This window comes from Enterococcus sp. AZ177, assembly GCF_050544585.1.
Classification (GTDB): Bacteria; Bacillota; Bacilli; order Lactobacillales; family Enterococcaceae; genus Enterococcus_L; species Enterococcus_L plantarum.
Map to the genome: position 1 here is coordinate 1,975,649 of NZ_CP172944.1, position 21,748 is coordinate 1,997,396.

The following is a 21,748-nucleotide window of genomic DNA, read 5'->3' on the forward strand; positions in this document are numbered from 1 at the left end:
CTTATGACAAATGAAGATGTTGAAAATAGACTTTGCCTAACCAATATAGTTGCTAACCAATTTTTATTAAGGACAGATACTAATCCTCTGAGTTATTGTTTTGATGATTTTTTTAGCGACTTCGTAGAAAAGAACAATATTAAAGTATTTGAAAATATCCCGAAAATTGAATCTGAATTTTTTCTAGGTGTAACTGTTAGGAGCGAAAATAGCATAGCGATATTTATTAACCCTGATGTTTATGAACCTAGAAAAAGATTTAGTAAAAGTCACGAGTGCAACCACATTCTCTTTGATATGAATTATAAACTCAAAACTCAAAAATTATTTAATGTAGATAATAATCCCACTTTTTATACCACGGAAGAATTAGAACAAGAGAATTTAGCTAATGCGGGAGCTGGCGTCTTAATGCTCCCAGATATAGTTATAGTCAAATATTTAGAAACTGATTACTCATTTTATAAAATGGCAGATAACTTAAGGATTAGTAATGCAGCTCTTTATAATAGGTTAATTCAATTTTGCATGAATCATTTTGGCTACGATTCGGAGTATGCTTCTAGTTTGATTAAAAGATTCCAGAACACTGGTGGCAGACAACATATCAATATGGCGTTATCAGGTTACGGATCAGTGGTAAAAAAACAAATACTATTAGATTTTGAAAACAGTATGTAGGAGGGATTTTTTTATGGTAAAGAAAATTTGGTCTGAAAGATTTAAGCATGTCTATTCTTATACAAATAAAAAAGGCACTTTCTGGGGATATAGATACCCTTACTATAATTCGCTTGGCAAACGTGTAGAAGCTAGCAAATCAAGCTTTTCGTCTGAAAAAAAAGCATATGCAGAGTTATTAGATGTTACTAATCAGATTGAGAATGGAAACCTTCAATTGTTTGACAGTAAAAATATGACCGTAGAAGCATGGTCGACGGAATGGTTTAATTTTTATAAAGATACATGGTCGCCAAGTACACTACAGAACACTAATCAAGCAATAAAAAAAGCCATTGTTCCGAAATTAGGTACTCAAAAGTACGCTAAGTTAGATAAAGTGACTTATAAAAGATTATTTATTGATCAGTTACTAGAGGTTTACAAACCTGCAACTGTTCGTCTCTATCATAGACGTTTTATGACAATGACAAATGCAGCCGTAGAACACGAAAAACTTGATCGTAATAGACTAAGCGGTATAAAACTACCTACTGAAGAAAAAGTAATCAAGGCATTTACAAAAAATGAATTGAAGCTATTCAATGCTCAGTTAGTCAATGAGAGTTTAACCAACAGAACTTTATTTAATCTAATCTTAAATACAGGAATGAGAATTGGGGAGGCTTTAGGTCTAACCTGGAATGACGTTGATTTTGAAAATAGCAAGATCGATATTAACAAATCTAGAAATGCTAATGGGCTAGGAAAAACAAAAACATATACTAGTAGAAGAATCATTTCTGTGCACAAAAATGTAATCTCTTTATTAAAGCAATTAAAAGTAGCTGCTAGATTTACTCATTCAACCGATTATTTATTCAACAACGAATACGATAATCCGTATAGCCCAGTGAATGCTAGGTACGCTTTTGATAAAATTATTACCACTATAAACGATCAGCACGGTGAAACTACTATACGAAACATCACTATACACGGTTTGCGCCACACTCACGCTACTTTTTTACTTGCTGAGGGAGCAGATCCAAAATATGTATCGGAACGATTAGGACACAAGAAAATTACCACAACATTAGATACCTATACTCATTTATTGAAAAACAAAGAAATTGAAACAGGGGATATGTTCGCTGAAATACTTGATAAGCTTTAATTTTTTTACCCATAGCTGTGGAAAGTTTGTGGAAAAACACTTTCAAACTGATAAAACCTAAAATATAAAATAACTGTTAAAATATAAAAATGACCGTCATACATAGCTTTCAAAAGTATAAAAAAACCACCACGACCGTCGTCTGTGGTGGAAATGAAGGTTGTTATTTACTCTTGGTAGGAGTAAGTATGAAAAACCAATTCGGGATAATTGGCATGAGGACATATTAGCATCTCTCCTTAAAATAAAAATGAATCCCTATTTTGTATTTCATAAAAAAACTATGAGGAATTACTCATACAATGATTCTTTATGATTTGCTTTTGTTTCTATTCTTCTAACCCTTATTAGTTCCAACATTTTTATGCCTGTGCTACACTTTTAATAGTAGCTACTAATGGTTACTTGAGCATTATAGGCTTCATCGAATAGCTTGTTACATCTTTAAATTTAGGAGGAATGTATTATGTTAGATCAAGAAAAAGACAATTTATCTGTTCTGTTCTCTGACGAAGTTCAAGGTCCCTTTGTAACATTTATTCTAAATACTCATGTCGCTCACCAAGATGTCGAAAAAGATTCTTTAGTATTAAAAAATTTTGCTAAAGCTGCAAAAGTCCGCTTCGAAAAAAAGTATACTGACTTGTCTTGGGTGCCATTTCAAGAAAAAATCGATGCATTGCTTGCTGATGCTTCATTTTGGCGTAATGCAACAAAAAGTGTATCCATCATTATAAGTGAAAAAGACATCTTTATTCATCGATTAAATGTTCCCGTTGACAATCAATATTACGTTGACGACCGACCTTATCTCCTAGGCATCATCAAAAATAACCAATTCAACTATCGTTACTATTTAATGGCTTTAAACCGTGATGCTATGCAACTGTATTTAGTTGAAAACAATCGGGTAAAAGCGATTGAATTACCTGCTGATGCACCAACTGATCTTGTGGGCACTTTAGGTGATGAGTTGACTGGTGGCAGTATGAACTACTCTATTCAAGGCGGAAACGGGTACAATGGTTCATCTAAAGAAGGCGTTGCTTATCATGGTGTCAACACCAAAGATGAAGAAGTAAAAATTGATTGGACTAACTATTATCAAGCCATCGATAGTTACTTAAAGGACACATTCTCAAACCCTGATAATTTACCTATTCGCTTATACGCTTTGCCTGAAAATCAAACATTATTTAAAAAAATTGCAAAAAATCCTTACTTCGTAACAGATGCCTCTGTTTCACTTTCTCCTGCCCAAGTTTCATTTCAGGACATCGAAAAAGGTGCTTATAAAATCAATCAAGAATTAGAAGCAATAGAAACAGCAGCTTATAATCAATTATTAGACAAAAAATTCGTTGATCAACTTGTTGATATCGTACCTGCTTCTGATGAAGGGAAGGTATCCCATTTCTTCATCTCCACGGCTAATTTTGTTAATGAAACAACTGACATGTCAACAGAAGAATTTGACCGTCGAAAAGTCTTGAACAAAGTAACCGATAATGTTCTTAGAACAGGCGGAAAAGTGTTTGTGCTAGATCAAAAAGCCGTTCCAGATGAAAAAACTTTATTAGCGGTTCTGCGCTACTAAGAATTTCACCTATGAAATGGACAAGAGCCACTCAACAGATACGTTGAGTGGCTCTTTAATTAAGTTAATTAAATATTTTGTTAGCTATAAAACCATGTAAAAACTATCTATTAGTAAGGATAACCTTATTCTCATCTAAACAATCTGAACCCTTCCTACTTTCAAATCTATGCAGCTCCAAGGCTGCGCCTTCGGAATAGATTTCTACGATATAACTCTATCATTACTTTCATATTTAACGCTCAATACTACTATACTATAACAGAAATACACTTATTTTGACAATTAATCCTCATTTCTTAACAAATTTTTATTTTTAGGAGAGATATTACTAGCCAAGTGGGCCTAAATATGCTATAGTAAGAGTGTAGTTTTTGTTCGGTAATATATGTGTAGCTGTTTCAAATAAACATCTTCCACATTTTCACCTTTCAAGTAATTGCAAAATATGTGTATATCACAAGGAGGATTTTTATTATGGAAACAGGTACAGTAAAATGGTTTAACTCAGACAAAGGTTTTGGATTTATCACTGCAGAAAACGGTAACGATGTATTCGTACATTTCTCAGCTATCCAAGGCGACGGATTCAAAACTTTAGAAGAAGGTCAAGCAGTGACTTTCGACGTTGAAGAAGGCCAACGTGGCCCTCAAGCTACTAACGTTAACAAAGCTTAATTAACTTTAGTAAATTCAAAACCTGACGACTAGTCGTCAGGTTTTTTTATAACTCAAAAAATAAAGAGCCTGAAACATAACTAAAAAGGTTATGTTTCAGGCTCTTAGTAACCGATTAAACGGTGGGCGCAGAAGCAACTCCTTCGGAAATAATCTGAAATTGTTGTAAAACACAACAAAGAACGAGTTGATGGTGCACAGTACCTACTTGGGCACAAAAATTTGAAGAGCAATTTTCGTGAATTCCTTCTTATTTCTCGGAGTTAAACACTTCTTATACGAAAACTAAACTTGTAAAAAAAGCAAAAAAAGCTACCTCCTACCTAATGCGTAGTTAGCTATAATTGGTCTAGAACGCTTTAGCGACTAAATGTTAGAGTGTTCTTTCTATTTTGTAAATAACTTCCTCCAAGTTCATTATAGCGGGACTGATCGGAAAACATCCGATAAATGATACGTATTATTAAATGAACGGTCGCAACAACCGCTTTTTTGTGTCCAGCATTTCTTCTTACCCGAAAGAAAAATGCTTGGTTTCGATTGGGTTTCCCTTGGGAAACGGCCAGGGCCCCTTGCGCTAAGACCTTCTTTAGATAAGAATTTCCTTTCCCTACACGTTTACTTCGTGTCTTTCCAGCACTTTGATTATTTCCTGGACTCGCTCCTGCCCATGAAGCTAAATGTCCAGCTGAGGGAAAAACAGACACATCTATCCCCACTTCTGCGAGTACAACTGCCACCGTCCTTCGATTAATTCCTGGGATTTCCTCTAAACGTTCTAAGTATTCTTCATAAGGAACGAGATAGTCGTTTATTGTTTCTTCGACTTCTACTAATTGTTTTTCTAAGCACTCAATTTGAGTGAGATGAAGAGATAACATTTTACGATAATGAGGCGTCATAAACCCTTCTAAGGATTCGAGCAAATGAGGAACTTTTCTGCGTAATGTTGTATAAACACATTCGAGAATAAGTGTTTCTGTGATTCGCTTGTTTTTAACCAAAGCATAGAGTAACCCTCTGCCAGATTTTCCATAAATATCTTTAATCACTGAGGTTAATTTGATTCCAGCATTCTGCAATACCATGTGACCTCGATTTTTTTCCCGATTCAAATCTTCCACTAAATGTTTGCGATAACGTGTTAAATCTCTCAATTCTTGAATAGGTTCTGGTGGAACAAAACTTGTAGGAACGACTCCTAATCGTGTGAGACGAGCAATCCATTCCGCATCTTTCATATCCGTTTTTTTTCCTGGAATATTTTTGATGTGACGAGGATTCGCTAACTGCAGCTCAAAATGATTCTGTAAAATCCGCCACACGCATTTCCAATAAACACCGGTACTTTCCATACTTATATGTGTGACTTCGTAAGAAGTCAACCAATCAGATAGGTCAAAAAGACCACGAGTTGTCGTATCAAAACTACCAAAGAATTTTTCTGGGCGTTTTTTCCCTTCAGCAGAACGAATAATGCACGCAACAATTACTTTTTGATGGATGTCTAATCCAGCACAACAAGAACGAAGTACATCTTCCATTTTCAACATTCCTCCTTGAAAAAAATTACAGAAGAGGTTATTCTACTTATAGAAACAATTTATTTTTATACGCAGGTTCTATGACCTAATGATTGGTGCAAATAAGTAGAATGATCTAGTTTGTCCCTCAAGGTTACTTGGAGCAGAACCTAAATAAGTGATCGACCTACAAGCCACTCCTGTCATCTCTAAGTATGACAGGAAAAAGCCTGCAGGTCGATCACTTTCGTTTTCATTCTGTTTGGTGAGGGCGATCGCCCTCATGGGTGTTTGTCCCGACCTCTTTATTGCTAGTTGCTTTTTATTAATTGGACTAATACTTCTCCAAAATCGGAACAACTTAATACAGTTGCCCCCTCCATTTGGTCTGCAAAATCTTTCGTTACTGTTTTGTTCACCAATGCCTCTTCAATACTTCTTGTAATGAACTCACTAACCTCGCTCCAACCTAAATAATCAAACATTAATACTCCAGATAAAAGTAAAGATGATGGATTCAATTGATTTAATCCGGCAAATTCTGGTGCTGTTCCATGCGTTGCTTCGAAGATTCCATGTCCCGTTACCAAGTTCAAATTAGCCCCTGGTGCAATCCCAATTCCACCAACTTGAGCCGCTAATGCATCTGAAATGTAGTCTCCATTTAAATTCAAAGTTGCAATTACATCATAATTTTCAGGATGAAGCAAAATATCTTGTAAGAAGATGTCGGCAATGCGATCTTTAATAATCAATTTACCTTCCTTTTCAGCAGTTGCTAATTGTTGATCTGCTATAACGTTACCTGACTCCTCTTTGATTTTCAAATAGGTTTGCCATGTAAATACTTTGTCTCCAAATTCATTTTCGGCTAAAGCATAGCCCCAGTTTTTAAAGCCCCCTTCTGTAAATTTCATAATATTACCTTTATGAACAAGTGTGACTGATTTTCGCTTATTCTTTAATGCGTGTTTAATTGCACCTCGAACTAAACGTTCTGTTCCTTCTTTAGAAACAGGTTTGATCCCGATCGCCGATGTTTCAGGAAAGCGAATCTTATTGACACCAAACTCTTTGTTTAAATATGTAATCAATTTTTTTGCTTCAGGACTTTCAGCTAAAAATTCGATTCCTGCATAAATATCTTCTGTATTTTCTCTAAAGATCATCATATCTGTCTTTTCTGGATGCTTTAACGGAGAAGGCACTCCATCAAAGTAACGTACTGGTCGGTAGCAAATATATAAGTCTAGCTCTTGCCGCAATGCTACATTCAACGAACGAAAACCGCCCCCAATTGGTGTTGTTAGTGGGCCTTTGATTGCAACGAGATGCGTTTTGATGGTTTCCAACGTCTCTTCTGGCAACCAACTCCCAGTTTCATTGAACGCTTTTTCACCTGCTAAAACTTCTTGCCAAATAATTTTACGTTCTCCTTTATACGCCTTATAAACCGCGGCGTCAAATACATTTTTAGCAGCCTGCCAAATTTCAGGTCCAATTCCGTCACCTTCTATAAAAGGAATGATTGGATAGTTTGGAACAACTAATTTTTTATTTTCAAACCCAATTTTTTCTCCATTTATCATGCTTCCATTCCTCCTGGATGTAATTCGGTGTTTATTCTATTATACTCTAACTGTTTCGGACCAATATAATGTGAACGCGGACGAATCAAGCAATCATCTTTTTTCTGTTCATCAATATGACCTAACCAGCCAGAAACACGACTCATAGCAAAAATCAACGTAAATAAGTCACTATCGATATCCATACAATGATAAACCGTAGCAGAATAAAAATCGACATTTGGAATCAATCCTTTGGTCTCTTTTAAATAGCGCTCCACTTGACACGATAAAAAATACCATTGTTCTTTTTGGGTGATTGACGTTAGCTCTTTTGCTAGTTTTTTTAAATGTTTCTTTCTTGGATCTTCTGTTTTGTATACACGGTGCCCAAAACCCATGACTTTTTCTTTTCGATCTAGTTTTCGATTTAAGTACTCTTCAACATTTAGATTGTTGGAATCAATTTCTTTCAACATATCAAACACTTTTTCGTTTGCGCCACCATGCAGTGGCCCTTTTAAAGAACCAATTGCAGCTGTAATGCATGAATAAGCATCTGACAATGTAGAAGCACAGACTCTTGCGGTGAACGTACTTGCATTTAAATCATGATCAGCATGCAAGACTAATGCTTGATTCATGGCCGAAATCTGTACTTCTTCTGCTTCTTTTCCAGTCAGCATATAAAGAAAATTTGCCGCAATCGATAAATTATTTTTTGGAGGAATTGGGTCTAAACCTTTTCTTAGCCTTGCATAAGCCGCAATAATCGTTGGCATTTTTGCCTGTAATGCAAGGCTTTGCTGATACGTTGATCGTTCATCTGTCGCTTCAGCATTTGGATCAAATACCCCTAATAGTGAAATCGTTGACCGTAAAACACTCATAGGATGAAGATTCTGACGTGTTTGAATTTTTAAACATGTAATAATCGTATCAGATATTGGCATTTGAACAGATAATTCTTTTTTAAATATCTTTAATTCTTGATTTGTCGGTATTTTCAAAAACCATAATAGATAAATCACTTCTTCAAACTGTGCATTCTCTGCTACTAAATCATCAATATTAACTCCTGCAAACAATAGCTGATTTTCTACGATCGAGCTGATTTTTGTTTCAGAAACTACGACACCTTCTAAGCCTTTGTGAATCTCCATCCAAGCTCCTCCTTAATGTAATAGAAAAATATGACTGAGGTACTTTTTTGCCTCATTCATATTTTTCTACTTCCCGAAATTTTAGCCTGCATCGCTAGACACTAGATGGCAAAACAGGCTTTTTATTATGTTTTAATTGTTTTAACGATCATTTTAAAGTTTTTTACGGATGACCATCGGTAAAATCCCACCATGTTGATAATAGGTGATATCAACTGCTGAATCAAAACGAAGAACTGTCTCAAATTCAATTACTTCTCCATTTGACTTACTCGCAGTTACTTTTACCGTATCCAAAATCCCTTTTGTTTCATCAATGTCAATATCAAATAACTCAGTTCCTGTTAAACCTAAATTATCCGCATCTTCACCTGGTTTGAATTGTAATGGTAATACACCCATCATTACTAAATTCGAACGATGAATCCGTTCATAACTTTTGGCAATCACAGCTTCGACACCAAGTAACTGAACTCCTTTAGCCGCCCAGTCTCTTGAAGAACCCATACCATAATCGTCACCTGCTAAAATCACAAGTTTTGTTCCTTGTTTTTGATAATTCATCGCAGCATCGTAGATCGCCATTCTTTCGTTCGTTGGCATAAAGATCGTATAGCCACCTTCTACCTCTGGAACCAATTGATTACGAATACGAATGTTAGCTAACGTTCCTCTCATCATCACCTCATGGTGGCCACGTCTGGCGCCATAAGAATTAAATTCGCGGACCTCAACGCCTCTATCAATCAAATATTGACCTGCAGGGCTAGTTTTTTGAATACTTCCAGCTGGCGAAATATGATCAGTTGTAACTGAATCGCCAAACTTCGCTAAGACAGCTAATCGTTTCAAAGGTCTTCTCGGTTCTCTTTCTTTTGTCATTTTCGTAAAATAGGGCGGATTTGCAATATAGGTTGATTCCTCTTCCCAGCCATACAAAGGTTCATCGTTCGTTTCAATCTGATTCCATTCTTCATTGTCACTAAAAACCCGTGCATATTCTGCTTGGTAAAGTTCGGGCGTAACACATTCGTCGATCAATGCTTGAATTTCATCTCTGGACGGCCAAATATCATTGAAATAAATTGGTATACCGTTTTCTCCAATTCCAATTGGTTCGTTGAATACATCAATATCGACTGTTCCAGCAAGTGCATATAAAACAACCAGTGGCGGAGATGCCAGATAATTAGCTTTCACTAAAGGATGAATACGTCCTTCAAAATTACGGTTTCCACTTAAAACACCCGCAGTTAATAAATCATTTTCTTTGATTACATCTTCGACTTCCGGCTTCAATGCTCCCGAATTACCAATGCAAGTCGTACAACCATACCCAACAAGATGAAAACCTAACTGTTCTAAATAAGGCAGTAAACCTGCTTTTTTTAGATAGGCTGTCACAACTTTTGAACCTGGAGCTAAAGACGTTTTTACATAATTTGGTACGTTTAAACCAAGCAATGCAGCCTTTTTAGCTACTAAGCCTGCACTCAACATAACGAATGGATTCGAGGTATTCGTACATGAAGTAATCGCTGCAATTGCAATTGCTCCAGGCTTTAATTGATGCCGTTCTCCTTCTAACTCTAACGTCACATTTTCTGTCAACTGTTTTTCTGTGAGACCAAAGCCTTGCAATCCAGTTGGCGCTTTCACCGCATGTTCAAATGCTGTTTTCATTTCAGATAGCGGGACCAAATCTTGTGGTCGTTTTGGGCCAGCAAGGTTGGCTTCTATCTCGCTTAGATCGATTTCGATCACCTTTGTATAATTAGGTTCTTGATCGTTTTTTGGATCATAAAATAATTGGTTTTCTTTTAGATAACGTTCAGCTACCGCTACGTTCTGTTCTTCTCTTCCTGTTAGTCGCAGATAACGAATTGTTTCATCATCTACAGGGAAAAAACCGCAGGTCGCGCCATATTCGGGTGCCATATTTGCGACAGTTGCTCGATCGGCCAAGCTTAAACTAATTAACCCTGAACCAAAGAATTCTACAAATTTGCCGACAACCTTTTGTTTTCTTAATACTTGCGTTACCTTTAAGGCTAGATCTGTCGCTGTAGCACCTTGTGATAGTTCATTCACAAAACGGACACCAACAACATCTGGGATAGGAAAATAAGACGGTTCGCCAAGCATACTTGCTTCTGCTTCAATTCCACCAACACCCCAGCCTAAAACACCTAATGCATTGACCATTGTCGTATGGGAATCCGTCCCAACTAGCGTGTCAGGGTAAAGTAAAATCGTATCATCTGCTTGTTTTTTTTGCGTCACAACCGTTGCCAGATATTCAATGTTGACTTGGTGGACGATTCCGGTTGCAGGTGGAACAACACGATAATTATCAAATACTTTTTGCGCCCAGCTTAAAAAGCGATAACGCTCTTGATTGCGTTGAAACTCCATTTTCATATTTAACTGTAGTGCTTGTTTTACTCCAGCTACATCTACTTGCACTGAATGGTCAACAACTAAATCAACAGGAACTTCGGGATTGATTTTGGTTGGATCACCGCCAAAATCAGCAATTGTTTTTCGTAAAGAGGCTAAATCGACTATAGCTGGAACGCCTGTAAAATCTTGAAGAATCACTCGAGCTGGTTTGAATGGGACTTCACCTTTATTCGGCTGATTCGCCGACCAATTGGCTAATTGTTTAATATGTTCTTCTGTGATTCCATTATGATTTGACTGCCTTAATAATGATTCTAGTAACACACGAATACTAAACGGTAACTTAGCAACAAAAGAATGACCTTCCGTTTCTAATGACGCAAGCGAATAGTAATGATACATCTGATGATTCAACTCAAAAAAAGCATTTGATGATTTTTTGTTGGTAATCAAAAACATCCCTCCTAAATTCAACGATTGAGAAAAACGAACTTGTTTTACTAAATAATCTAATTCATATTTATGTACTGTACCAAAAATAAAACCTATACGGCCATCTTACATATGACTTGATTTTAGCCATTATAACGGCATAATCCTTAAAAGTAAACCTTTCTAACGATGAGAAAAGTTATATTAATTAACATATCTACGGCATAATTATGTCATATAATAAAAATCCTCATATATAAAGGTATAATCAATTTCCAAACGTATTTACACAATAATAATTAGCTATATAACATATTTCTCACATTTTTTTTTAATCTAAAACCCATCATAAAAAAACAAAAAAACACCTTAACACAGATAACATTTACTAAGTACTATTTGACCGATTTCAAGTAACTTTTATCGTTTTCATGTAATATGAAAAAAATTTATTTCTTTCAAAAAATCCTTTAAACAGTCATAAAAAAAAGTTGCAAAATCGTCTGATTTTACAACTCCTTTTCATTAAATATCCAATGTAACACTCACTTCTTGCAAAGGAACATCATAAAATCGATCGTCTCTTCTGCCTAAGAAATCTTTTCCCTGTTGTGGGAATAACGCATATATCAAAACATCTTCTGTTGATTTTGCATACAGTTCAATTTCTTTTTCATAGGTTGGAAGTTCTGGCGCCAATAGGTCAGCAGGTCTAACTGTGATTACTTCTTCTTCACCAATGATTAAATTTGTCATTGTCTCTGAAATTGCCACAGGTGGTTTTCCATAAAGTCCTTTGACATACTCTTTAATTTCTTTTGGGATCATTTTATAACGTTCTCCACTGATTACATTCATAACGGCTTGTGTCCCAACCATTTGTGATAACGGTGTTACAAGCGGTGGATAACCTAAATCGGCACGAACTTTTGGTACTTCTTTTAACACTTCTTCGTATTTATCCGCTAGTCCTTGCTCTGTCAGTTGGCTCAATAAATTAGACAGCATGCCTCCAGGTACTTTGTAAATCAATGTTTTTGGCTCCGTATCTTTCACTTTAGGGTTCAGCAATCCTTCTTCTCTGAATTTATCACGAATCGGATTAAAATAATCGGCCACTTCAGCCACTTTCTTCATGTCTAAGTGTGTATCGTATCCTAAATTCTCCAATGCAAGTGCCATTGATTCTGTAGCTGGTTGACTTGTTCCACCGGAAAATGACGAAATAGCGGTGTCAATAATATCTGCTCCTGCTTCAACGGCTTTTAGATAGGTCATTTCTGAAATTCCACTTGTTGCATGTGTATGAACTTCTAGCGGTACTTGAATTTTATTTTTGATTTCCGTAACTAAACGATACGCATCATCTGGTGTCAAGATTCCCGCCATATCTTTAATACAAATCGAGTCAGCGCCCATTTTTTCCAATTCTGTGGTCAATCCTACAAAATAGTCGATTGTATGAAAATCACTCGTCGTATAGGAAATAGCTGGTTGACAATGACCGCCGAATTTTTTGGTTGCTTCAATTGACGTTTGTAGATTTCTAGTATCATTTAGCGCATCAAAGACACGGATAATATCGATACCGTTCTCGATTGATTTTTGAACAAAAGCTTCTACAACATCATCGGCATAATTTTTATAACCAAGTAAATTTTGTCCTCGTAAAAGCATTTGTAGCTTTGTATTTTTAACAGCTTTTCGAATTGCTCTTAATCGTTCCCAGGGATCTTCATTCAAAAAGCGAATACAGGCATCAAACGTTGCACCGCCCCACACTTCTAGAGCATGATAGCCTGCTTCATCTAGAGTTTGAATGATTGGCAACATATCACTTGTCGGCATTCTTGTGGCAATCTGGCTTTGTTGACCATCCCGCAAAACAGTTTCTGTAAAAAGGATTTTTTTTGTCATTTCATCTTTCCTTTCTCAATAAGTTGACTGATTGTTTCTTGCATTTCTGCTATGCTATGCTTTCTCTGTCTTCCACAAACTTTGGCTTCTTCTTCGCAGATAAAACAAGTTCTTGGTTTGTAATTTAGTTCCGTACGACTAATGGAATGGCAGGTATGATTCTTTAAATAAATTACGTCCAAATCCATCAAACGCCCTAAAGGATGTGTTTCTTCGATTTCAATGACTTTTCTTTTCAGTTCTTCTGGTGCTTCATTAAGGGCCAAATAATATTCAGAACCTGTTTTTAATTCTCGTTGTTTACCAGCAGCTATTTTTTTAGGAGGAAAAAGAGACTCTAGCTCTTTAATGACAGTTAAAAAGGCCAGTCTTAGCTGCTCATTGTTTTTTACAGGTCCTGGAATATTCATCGTAGCGCTTAATAAAGCACTTGTAGGGTACTTTTGTAAAAATTCTTGCTGAATTGTTACTCGTTTTTCTCTTGCATCCAGCATTTCTAACAACGTAATCGCTTCCCCCTGTAGATAGCATTTAGACATTTCTGACCACATCGATAATTGACCCATCACGGTATTCGATCAATGCAACTACTTTATCCCCATACTCGATAGCATCTGGTCTATCCACAATGCTGTAGGCTTTTTCTTGTAGTTCTTTCATTGTTAATTGTGGAACGTCTAATGTTCTAAAATGTTCTACTAGGTCCTGACGTTCTGGATTAATCGCAATCCCAACTTCTGTCACCACCACATCAATGCTGCTACCTGGTGTTACCACTGTATTCACTTCTTCAACGATCGTCGGAATTCGTCCTCTAATCAACGGTGCAATCACTAAGCTCATCTTACAAGCAGCACTAGTATCTGAATGTCCGCCAGATGCGCCACGAATGACACCATCCGATCCCGTAATAACGTTCACATTGAAATTCGTATCGATTTCCAGTGCTGAAAGGATTGCTGTATCTAGTTGATTGATCACAGAACCTTTACTTAATGGCGAAGCATACATAGTTGCATCTATTTCGTAATGATTTTCATTATTACCTAAAGAAACGGCAGATGGATGATCAAAATCTTGAACATCTATAATTTTTTCAACTAATCCTTCTTCTAATAACTCAACCATTGCATTTGTAATACCACCTAAAGCAAAGCTTGCTGTGATACCATCTTTGACCATGGCGTCTTTCAAAAATCTAGAAACGGCTAACGCTGCTCCGCCAGTTCCTGTTTGAAAAGAAAAACCATTTTTATAATAAGGCGAATGCGTAATCACTTTTGCTGCATATTCTGCAATCAATAGTTCTTTAGGATTCTTAGTAAAACGAGTTGCTCCTTTAGCAATGCCATTTGGATCACCGATTGCCTCAACTTCTACGACAAAGTCTACATCGGTTTGCGGGATACTGATTGGTGTATTTGGATACGGCATCAAGCTATCTGTAATCACGACTACTTGATCGGCATACTTCGCATCGATCATCGCATAGCCTAATGAGCCACATGTGGCTTTGCCTTTGGTTCCATTTACATTGCCGTATGCATCTGAGCTTGGTGCACCTAGAAAGGCCACATCAATATGGATATCGCCAGTAGCGATTGCTCTCGCACGACCACCATGAGAACGGATCACAACTGGATTTCCCATGATTCCTTCAGAAATCGCAGCACCAACTTTATCTCGTAATCCACTAGATGTAATATTCGTTACTACACCATTTTTGATATGCTCAATTAACGGTTCATGAACATTTGCGATGGAGCTAGGTGCAATCGATAGATTTTTGATTCCTAAAGCCGCGATTTCTTTTAGAACCATATTCATAACAAAATCGCCTTCTCTAAAATGATGATGGAAAGAAATTGTCATACCATCTTTTAATCCTGTTTTTTCAATAGCTTCTCTTAAACTACTTAGTAGCTTCGTATCTCTTGGTCTAACAGGTTTAATCTTACGGCTAGCTTCTTTGTATTCACGAATATTGGCTAGTTCCCCTTTGAATAAACCATATTGTTCAGCATAATTATCTGGAATTTCTTTGCCTACGTTATTTTTCATTTTAGACTTCCTCCTCAGAAATTAATTTTGCTGCAATAGCTAAAGCAATTACTCGCTCTGCACGTTCAACAATTGGTTTATCGACCATTTTTCCATTAACTGAAATGACGCCTGAACCTTTCGCTTCTGCTTCTCTAATCCCCCAGATCACTTCTTTCGCATTTTGAATTTCTTTTTCACTTGGTTCATATACACTATTTACTAACGGAATTTGACGTGGATTGATGACAGATTTACCGTCAAAGCCTAACTGCTTGATCAACTCAACTTCTGCAAGAAATCCTTCTGTATTCTCTACATCTGAGTACACCGTATCGATTGCCGCGATGCCTGCCGCTCTTGCTGAATGGAGGATAAAGCTTCGGGCAAAAAATAATTCTTGCCCATTTGGATAGCGGTGTGTTTTCATATTGGTTACATAATCTTCTGCACCCAGCGCAATACCGATCAATCGATCACTTGCAAGCGCAATTTCACGAGCATTTAAAACACCTTCAGCCGATTCAACTGCCGCCATCATTTTAGTTGTCCCAACAGCGATGCCATATTTTGTTTCCATTTCTGTGATTACTGCCTCTACATCAACAATATCTTGTGCCGTTTCAGTTTTTGGCAAACGAATCACATCTACACCTGATAAAACCATTGCTTCAACGTCTTGACGCCCCACTGTATCTAATCCGTTGATTCGGACAACCGTTTCTACAGAAGAATAATCAAATGTTCTCAAGGCATGATAGACAAGTAAACGTGCACTATCTTTTTCTTTTAATGAAACCGCATCTTCAAGGTCAAACATCAACGAATCAGCACCGTATAACGTCGCATCTCTTAGCATTGAAGCATTTGCTCCAGGTACAAACATCATGGTTCTTCTTAAACGTTCCATGTATTTAACACCTGCCAGTCTACATTTTCTTCATTAGCAGCGCGATAAACAGCTGCCACCGTTCGAGCTTGAATAGTACAATCCAATGCGCCCTTATCAATTGCCTGAACCTTCGCATTCGTAACAGACAACTGATTCAAGGTCTCTTGTATTTTTTCACGAATTTGACGTCCAAATTGCTTTTCAACACTGCTGTCTAGTTCAATTTGAATTCCTTGTCCACTGTTTTTTCCAATTGTAATCATAATATCGCTTGATTCAGTTGTACCAGCAGATGCGTTTTGTTTGATTTCCAAAATATACACCCCGTTACTTATTTTTTTGTTTGATTATTTCTTCAAACGTTTTGGGTGGAACAAGAGGTTTGATTGCTGTGTAATTTCCCTGTTCCATTAAAGCTCGTACTTTGGTCGCGCTGACAACCTCTTCACCAATTTGTTTTCTTGGTAAAATAACTAGATTTGGCTGGGAACCAAAGGTCTTTTTCATTGCCTGATTGTAAATTTTCGTTACTTCTGAAAATGGCTCTTCTCCAACAAATCTAGTTGTTATCGATAAAATAGAAGCAATCTTTTCTTTAAATAAAGTGGCATCCAAAACAGCCTGAACTTGCGCAATACTTGCCTTCGCCTGATCTTTCAAAAAATAAGATGGGAAGGTCGCACTGGACACCATGTATTCTCTTGTTGGTAAAACGACCACATTTGATAAATGGCTAACGCCTTCTTTTACCAAGGTAAAACGTGTCTTTGCATTAAATAGCGAACGTTCCTCAGACAAAACAAAGAGATAAACCGTCTCGGCAGTTTTAGCTGCTTCTGTCACTAAATATAAATGACCCTTTGTAAATGGATTAGCATTCATTACAATGGCTGCATTGTCCTTCGTCTTTGTCCGATGCTTTTTGAGTTCCGTTAAATAGTCTTCAAAATCAGGAAATCCCTGCTCCATAAAAACCAGTTCAGTTGTTGCTGTAATTTCAGTAAAACCTAAAGAACGAAACAGCTTACTGGTTTTTGGCTTTGTATATAAAAAGTAATGGTGATAGCCTATTTCCTGCAATTGTTCTCTTAATGCTTGAACAATTCGAGAGAGCAGATTTTCATTTTGATAAGAAGAATCGATTGCAATACATTTTAAAATATTTTGAAAAAGCGATCCTGTTCCAATAAGCTTCTCCTGATCGTAAATGCCGATTGTAAAGTCTAGCTGATCATCAGGTATCAGATCAGCTTTCATCAGAAAATCTGACCACTGCTGTTTTCCTACCCCATCTCGATCAAGCCAAATTCTTCTGATATCCATTGTTTAACACTTCCTAGCTTTTCGGTGGAAATAATTTATTTAGCATAAACGACGCAAAGTAAATCACAAAAATGACCACAAACACGCCACCCCAACCAAAAACTAATAGTTCTAATGATTTTAATAAATCAGCTGACATGAGCCAAGCTCCTTTCCTTTTCTTCTATTCAAAACGCTACGCAAGCAACGCTAATAACAAGCCGCCCGCAATAACAGACGCGATCTGTCCAGACACATTTGCACCAGCAGCATGCATTAAAATGAAGTTTTGTGGATCTTCGTCTGTTGCCATTTTTTGAATCACTCGACTAGACATCGGAAATGCTGAAATTCCTGCAGCACCAATCATAGGATTAATTTTTTCTTTTCTAAACAAATTCAATAATTTAGCAAACAATACCCCACCAACTGAGTCCATTACAAAGGCAACTAACCCCAGACCAATAACCATTAATGTATCAATTTGTAAAAATTCTTCGTACTGCATTTTTACTGAAATCGCTAACCCTAGCACAATACTGATGATGTTTACAAGCTCATTTTGCGCTGTCACGGATAAACGATCCAAGACACCACATTCACGTAGTAAATTCCCAAACATCAAGAACCCAACTAATGGAAGAGAAACTGGTGCTACCAATCCAGCGACAATCGTAATCACGATAGGAAATAAAATCTTCGCTATTTGTGATACTTCGCCAGCACGATAGGTCATGCGGATTTTGCGTTCTTTTTTCGTAGTAACAGCTTTAATCGCCACTGGCTGAATAATAGGAACCAAGGCCATATAAGAATAAGCTGCCACCATAATTGCGCCCATATATTTCGAATTCAAGGTGTTCGCAACGAAAATAGATGTTGGACCATCTGCTGCTCCGATAATTCCGATAGAAGCAGCATCATTTAAATCAAATCCTAATAAAACTGCCGCAATAATCGTAAAGAAAATCCCAAATTGAGCGGCTGCACCAAACAATAATAAGAATGGATTTTGTAACAAAGGACCAAAATCAATCATAGCCCCAATACCGATAAATAATAACAACGGAAATAACTCCGTCGAAATTCCCATATCAAACAACACTTGAAACGGACCTGCTTCTCCACCAGCACTTAATACACCCGAATTGGGAAAATTGACTAAAATCGTACCTAATCCCATTGGCACAAGTAATGTAGGTTCGTACTCCTTTTTGATACCTAAGTACATCAAGATACCACCGATCACCATCATTACAATACGACCAGGTTCCTGCCCCATTCCTACTACGCCTTCAATTAATGTCTCCACAAACGTCACTTCCTCTTTTTAAAATTAGACTTCTTTTTTCTTATTTAACCGATTGTAATTAATGGTTCGCCAGGATTGACCATATCACCTTGTTGGACATGAATCCCTGTGACTGTTCCAGTTTTTCCAGCTACGATTTCATTTTCCATTTTCATTGCTTCCAGAATCATTAGCGGTTGATTTTCTTGTACGGTGTCCCCAACAGATACTAAAATGTTCAAGATTGTTCCAGGCATAGGGGATGGCATCGCATCATTTCCAGCTGGTGTACTTGCTGGGGGTGTTGCTTGCTCGACCGGTTCAGGTGTTGGAGCTGCTGCTGGTGTAACTGGTGCGGCGATCGGTGCTTGTGGCACACCGCCAACTTCTTCCATTTCTACTAAATACTCTTTCCCATCGATTGAAATTTTGAACTTACGTAACATTTTTTTTCCTCCTAAAATTAAAAGTGTAATAGGCTCGTTTCGTCTCGACTGAAAAATAGGAAATTATGACTGAGGTGCTTTTTGCCTCTTTCATTATTTATCTTTTTTCCGAAGAGCTAGCCTATGAAACTAGATAACACAAAAGTATAATGGGCTCGTCCAGCTCTGACTGAAAAATAGGAAAAATTGACTGTGATGCTTTTTGTCACATTCAATTTTTATCTTTTTTCCGAAGAGCTAGCCCGTGGAACTAGATAACACAAAAGTATAATGGGCTCGTCCAGCTCTGACTGAAAAATAGGAAAAATTGACTACGATGCTTTTTGTCACATTCAATTTTTATCTTTTTTCCGAAGAGCTAGCCCGTGGAACTAGATAACACAAAAGTATAATGGGCTCGTCCAGCTCTGACTGAAAAATAGGAAAAATTGACTGTGATGCTTTTTGTCACATTCAATTTTTATCTTTTTTCCGAAGAGCTAGCCTATGGAACTAGATAACACATCTGCAACAAGGTTTCTTTTGCTAAATAATGAAAAACGAAACAGCCTTTTTTTCTTTAATAGACTGAATAACAAACTGACTCTCTGCGTGATCAGCTGATGCAATGCTAGTAGCGATCACAGAGACTAGCTGTGCTTCTGGATTTCTTTTTGAAATTCGTTTAACGATGAACGTACTTTCTGGACGATCTCCTGCAGCTATTGCTGTCGCAATCAATGAAACAACTTGATGTTCTTCACTTTCTACTGGAATATATCCTGCAATTTCTTGCCACTCATTTTTTTCTTCTCTAATAGGTGAAAGTGGCGTTTCCTCTATTTTTGTTTCTGTTATCTCTTTATTAAACAGTCGTTCAAATAGCCCCATGAACTCACATCCTTTCTGTTTATGGATTCATTATAGATAAAAACGATTACAATAAAATGAAATCATTGAGCTAAAATTGTTCTTTCACTGTTCCTCTTTAGTAAAAAACGACTAAAACTCATAAAAACATTGATATATCAACGTTTACAAGCATTTAATATTTTATTAACATCTTGTTAACATCTCTTTAAGAAACCGCTATCATTTGTGTTTTTTTGGTGTTCTTTTTCTGCTTGGCTTCTGTTTATCTCCACTTGCTTAGATTAAACTTAGCATTGTTAACGAAACAAGAAAGGGCTTTCTAATTTTTCCTTACTGTTATTTTTCTGTAGACCCAACATCACAAAGAGACGCCCGATTGTTTCGGAAAACGAATTTAGTGTTGAAGGAGAGAAAAAAATGTTATTAACTGTTTTGTCTTATGTGATGATCATCGTCTTCATGTTTGTCATCATGAAAAAGAAAATGTCACCGTTTACAGCTTTGGTTTTGATTCCACTGATTTTTGCTTTGATTGCAATGTTTGCAGGAGTTTCTAAGAAGGGCTCTATTGGAGACTTTGTTATGGAAGGAATCAAAACAACATCCACTACGGGTATTATGTTATTGTTTGCCATTCTTTATTTTTCAATCATGTTGGATGCTGGGTTATTTGACCCAATCACGAAAAAAATGATTCATATTGCTAAAGGCGATCCAATGAAAGTGTTGATCGCAACGGCCGTTGTTGCGGCAGCTGTTTCACTTAACGGAGATGGAACCACGACTACCTTGATTTGCTGTTCTGCTTTTATTCCTATCTATAAAAAATTAGATATGAAATTGATGAACTTAGGTGTTTTGGTTATTTTGCAAAACACGATCATGAATTTACTTCCTTGGGGCGGGCCAACAGCTCGTGCGATGAGCGTATTGAATGTAGGTGCTGAAATTTTGGCTTATCTCATTCCTGGAATGATCATTGCATTGCTTTATGTAATCTTCATCGTGGCACCTTCTATGGGACGAAAAGAACGTGCTCGTCTTGGAATCAAACAGCTAACAGATGAAGAAATCGATGCAATGACCACTGTGACAGCCGAAGAAACATTAGCAATTCGTCGTCCTAAGATTTGGTTATTCAATGCTATTTTAACGATTGCATTGATTGCGTTGCTTGTTACAGATTCATTTGTTGGTCTTGGTTTACCACCATTATTATTATTCTTGACTGGTACTGTTGTAGCGTTGATGGTCAACTATCCAGTTTTAAAAGATCAATCTAAACGGATCGGTGCAAACGGTGGCGATGCTGTTCAAGTCGTTATCTTGGTTTTTGCCGCGGGCGTCTTCATGGGTCTTTTCCAAGGGACTGGCATGGCAGATGCATTAGCTCAAAGTTTTACAAAAATCATTCCAAATCAATTAGCTGGTTTCTGGGGCTTAGTAATCGCAGTAATTTCAGCTCCTGGTACCTTCTTTATCTCGAATGATGGGTTTTATTTCGGTGTCTTACCTGTTTTAGCAGAAGCAGGACGCGCATATGGCTTTACTGATATGCAAATGGCGTTGGCTTCATTGATGGGACAAGCATTCCACTTGTTAAGTCCATTGGTCGCTTTCATTTACTTGTTACTTCGTTTAACTGGTTTAGATATGGGACAATGGCAAAAAGAAGCAGCTAAATGGGCATTAGGAATCTTCGTTATCTTTGTAGTAACGATTGTTTTGACTGGCCATATGCCTCTTTATATTCCACAATAGCCATTCTTATTTACTGAAAATCGCATATTTTATAAAAAGAATTGTG

General features: G+C 37.0%; 19 protein-coding genes and 1 pseudogene. 5 read left to right on the plus strand and 15 right to left on the minus strand.

Annotation, left to right across the window (positions count from 1 at the left end; all coding sequences use genetic code 11):
- The first annotated feature begins 3 nt into the window (after positions 1-3).
- From IGJ34_RS09725 to IGJ34_RS09740, 4 genes are all read left to right on the plus strand, one after another.
- Positions 4-681 carry an ImmA/IrrE family metallo-endopeptidase gene (locus tag IGJ34_RS09725; protein ID WP_430597350.1) on the plus strand — a complete coding sequence of 226 codons (678 nt, stop codon included), beginning with the start codon at positions 4-6 and terminating at the stop codon, positions 679-681.
- A 13-nt stretch (positions 682-694) separates the two neighbouring features.
- The gene (locus IGJ34_RS09730) at positions 695-1,837 is read left to right on the plus strand and encodes a tyrosine-type recombinase/integrase (RefSeq protein ID WP_430597351.1); all 1,143 of its coding nucleotides are present in this window, start codon (positions 695-697) and stop codon (positions 1,835-1,837) included.
- A 466-nt stretch (positions 1,838-2,303) separates the two neighbouring features.
- Entirely contained in the window at positions 2,304-3,434 is a 1,131-nt protein-coding gene (locus IGJ34_RS09735) for a hypothetical protein (protein ID WP_430597352.1), read from the plus strand.
- A 477-nt stretch (positions 3,435-3,911) separates the two neighbouring features.
- Positions 3,912-4,112, plus strand: a complete 201-nt coding sequence (locus IGJ34_RS09740) for a cold-shock protein (protein ID WP_010760878.1) — start codon at positions 3,912-3,914, stop codon at positions 4,110-4,112.
- Positions 4,113-4,208: 96 nt separating this feature from the next.
- Here the strand turns inward: IGJ34_RS09740 and IGJ34_RS09745 are convergent.
- The 15 genes and pseudogenes from IGJ34_RS09745 to IGJ34_RS09815 form a co-directional block, all read right to left on the minus strand.
- Positions 4,209-4,388 (minus strand): annotated as a pseudogene (locus IGJ34_RS09745) (hypothetical protein); the annotation flags it as partial.
- 83 nt (positions 4,389-4,471) lie between these two features.
- On the minus strand, positions 4,472-5,656 hold the full coding sequence (locus tag IGJ34_RS09750) for an IS110 family transposase (protein ID WP_430597353.1): 1,185 nt from the start codon (positions 5,654-5,656) through the stop codon (positions 4,472-4,474).
- Between the two features lie 290 nt (positions 5,657-5,946).
- Positions 5,947-7,224: an NADP-dependent isocitrate dehydrogenase gene (icd, locus tag IGJ34_RS09755; protein WP_430597354.1), complete on the minus strand. Its 1,278-nt coding sequence runs from the start codon at positions 7,222-7,224 to the stop codon at positions 5,947-5,949.
- Complete coding sequence (locus tag IGJ34_RS09760) at positions 7,221-8,366, minus strand: citrate synthase (RefSeq protein ID WP_430597355.1); 1,146 nt, start codon at positions 8,364-8,366, stop codon at positions 7,221-7,223. Before IGJ34_RS09760 ends, icd begins: the two co-directional genes overlap by 4 nt.
- A gap of 153 nt (positions 8,367-8,519) precedes the next feature.
- Positions 8,520-11,228: an aconitate hydratase AcnA gene (acnA, locus tag IGJ34_RS09765; protein WP_430597356.1), complete on the minus strand. Its 2,709-nt coding sequence runs from the start codon at positions 11,226-11,228 to the stop codon at positions 8,520-8,522.
- A gap of 498 nt (positions 11,229-11,726) precedes the next feature.
- Positions 11,727-13,118 (minus strand): oxaloacetate decarboxylase subunit alpha, encoded by a 1,392-nt coding sequence (locus tag IGJ34_RS09770; RefSeq protein ID WP_430597357.1) that lies wholly within the window; start codon positions 13,116-13,118, stop codon positions 11,727-11,729.
- Positions 13,115-13,657, minus strand: coding sequence for a citrate lyase holo-[acyl-carrier protein] synthase (gene citX, locus IGJ34_RS09775; protein WP_430597358.1), 543 nt, complete (start codon positions 13,655-13,657; stop codon positions 13,115-13,117). The genes IGJ34_RS09770 and citX overlap by 4 nt, the downstream gene beginning before the upstream one ends.
- Positions 13,650-15,179, minus strand: coding sequence for a citrate lyase subunit alpha (citF, locus tag IGJ34_RS09780; RefSeq protein ID WP_430597359.1), 1,530 nt, complete (start codon positions 15,177-15,179; stop codon positions 13,650-13,652). The genes citX and citF overlap by 8 nt, the downstream gene beginning before the upstream one ends.
- Before the next feature lies 1 nt (position 15,180).
- Positions 15,181-16,068, minus strand: coding sequence for a citrate (pro-3S)-lyase subunit beta (citE, locus tag IGJ34_RS09785; protein WP_430597360.1), 888 nt, complete (start codon positions 16,066-16,068; stop codon positions 15,181-15,183).
- Positions 16,056-16,364, minus strand: a complete 309-nt coding sequence (gene citD, locus IGJ34_RS09790; RefSeq protein WP_430597361.1) for a citrate lyase acyl carrier protein — start codon at positions 16,362-16,364, stop codon at positions 16,056-16,058. The genes citE and citD overlap by 13 nt, the downstream gene beginning before the upstream one ends.
- A gap of 13 nt (positions 16,365-16,377) precedes the next feature.
- Complete coding sequence (citC, locus tag IGJ34_RS09795) at positions 16,378-17,373, minus strand: [citrate (pro-3S)-lyase] ligase (protein WP_430597362.1); 996 nt, start codon at positions 17,371-17,373, stop codon at positions 16,378-16,380.
- Positions 17,374-17,386: 13 nt separating this feature from the next.
- Positions 17,387-17,512: an OadG-related small transporter subunit gene (locus IGJ34_RS09800; protein WP_010760868.1), complete on the minus strand. Its 126-nt coding sequence runs from the start codon at positions 17,510-17,512 to the stop codon at positions 17,387-17,389.
- Between the two features lie 36 nt (positions 17,513-17,548).
- Positions 17,549-18,664: a sodium ion-translocating decarboxylase subunit beta gene (locus tag IGJ34_RS09805; protein WP_430597363.1), complete on the minus strand. Its 1,116-nt coding sequence runs from the start codon at positions 18,662-18,664 to the stop codon at positions 17,549-17,551.
- A 44-nt stretch (positions 18,665-18,708) separates the two neighbouring features.
- Positions 18,709-19,089, minus strand: a complete 381-nt coding sequence (locus tag IGJ34_RS09810) for an acetyl-CoA carboxylase biotin carboxyl carrier protein subunit (RefSeq protein WP_069654459.1) — start codon at positions 19,087-19,089, stop codon at positions 18,709-18,711.
- Positions 19,090-19,614: 525 nt separating this feature from the next.
- Complete coding sequence (locus tag IGJ34_RS09815; RefSeq protein WP_069655638.1) at positions 19,615-19,959, minus strand: hypothetical protein; 345 nt, start codon at positions 19,957-19,959, stop codon at positions 19,615-19,617.
- Between the two features lie 399 nt (positions 19,960-20,358).
- Here IGJ34_RS09815 and IGJ34_RS09820 point away from each other — a divergent pair, with 399 nt between their 5' ends.
- Positions 20,359-21,702: a CitMHS family transporter gene (locus tag IGJ34_RS09820; RefSeq protein WP_430597364.1), complete on the plus strand. Its 1,344-nt coding sequence runs from the start codon at positions 20,359-20,361 to the stop codon at positions 21,700-21,702.
- Positions 21,703-21,748 lie beyond the last annotated feature (46 nt).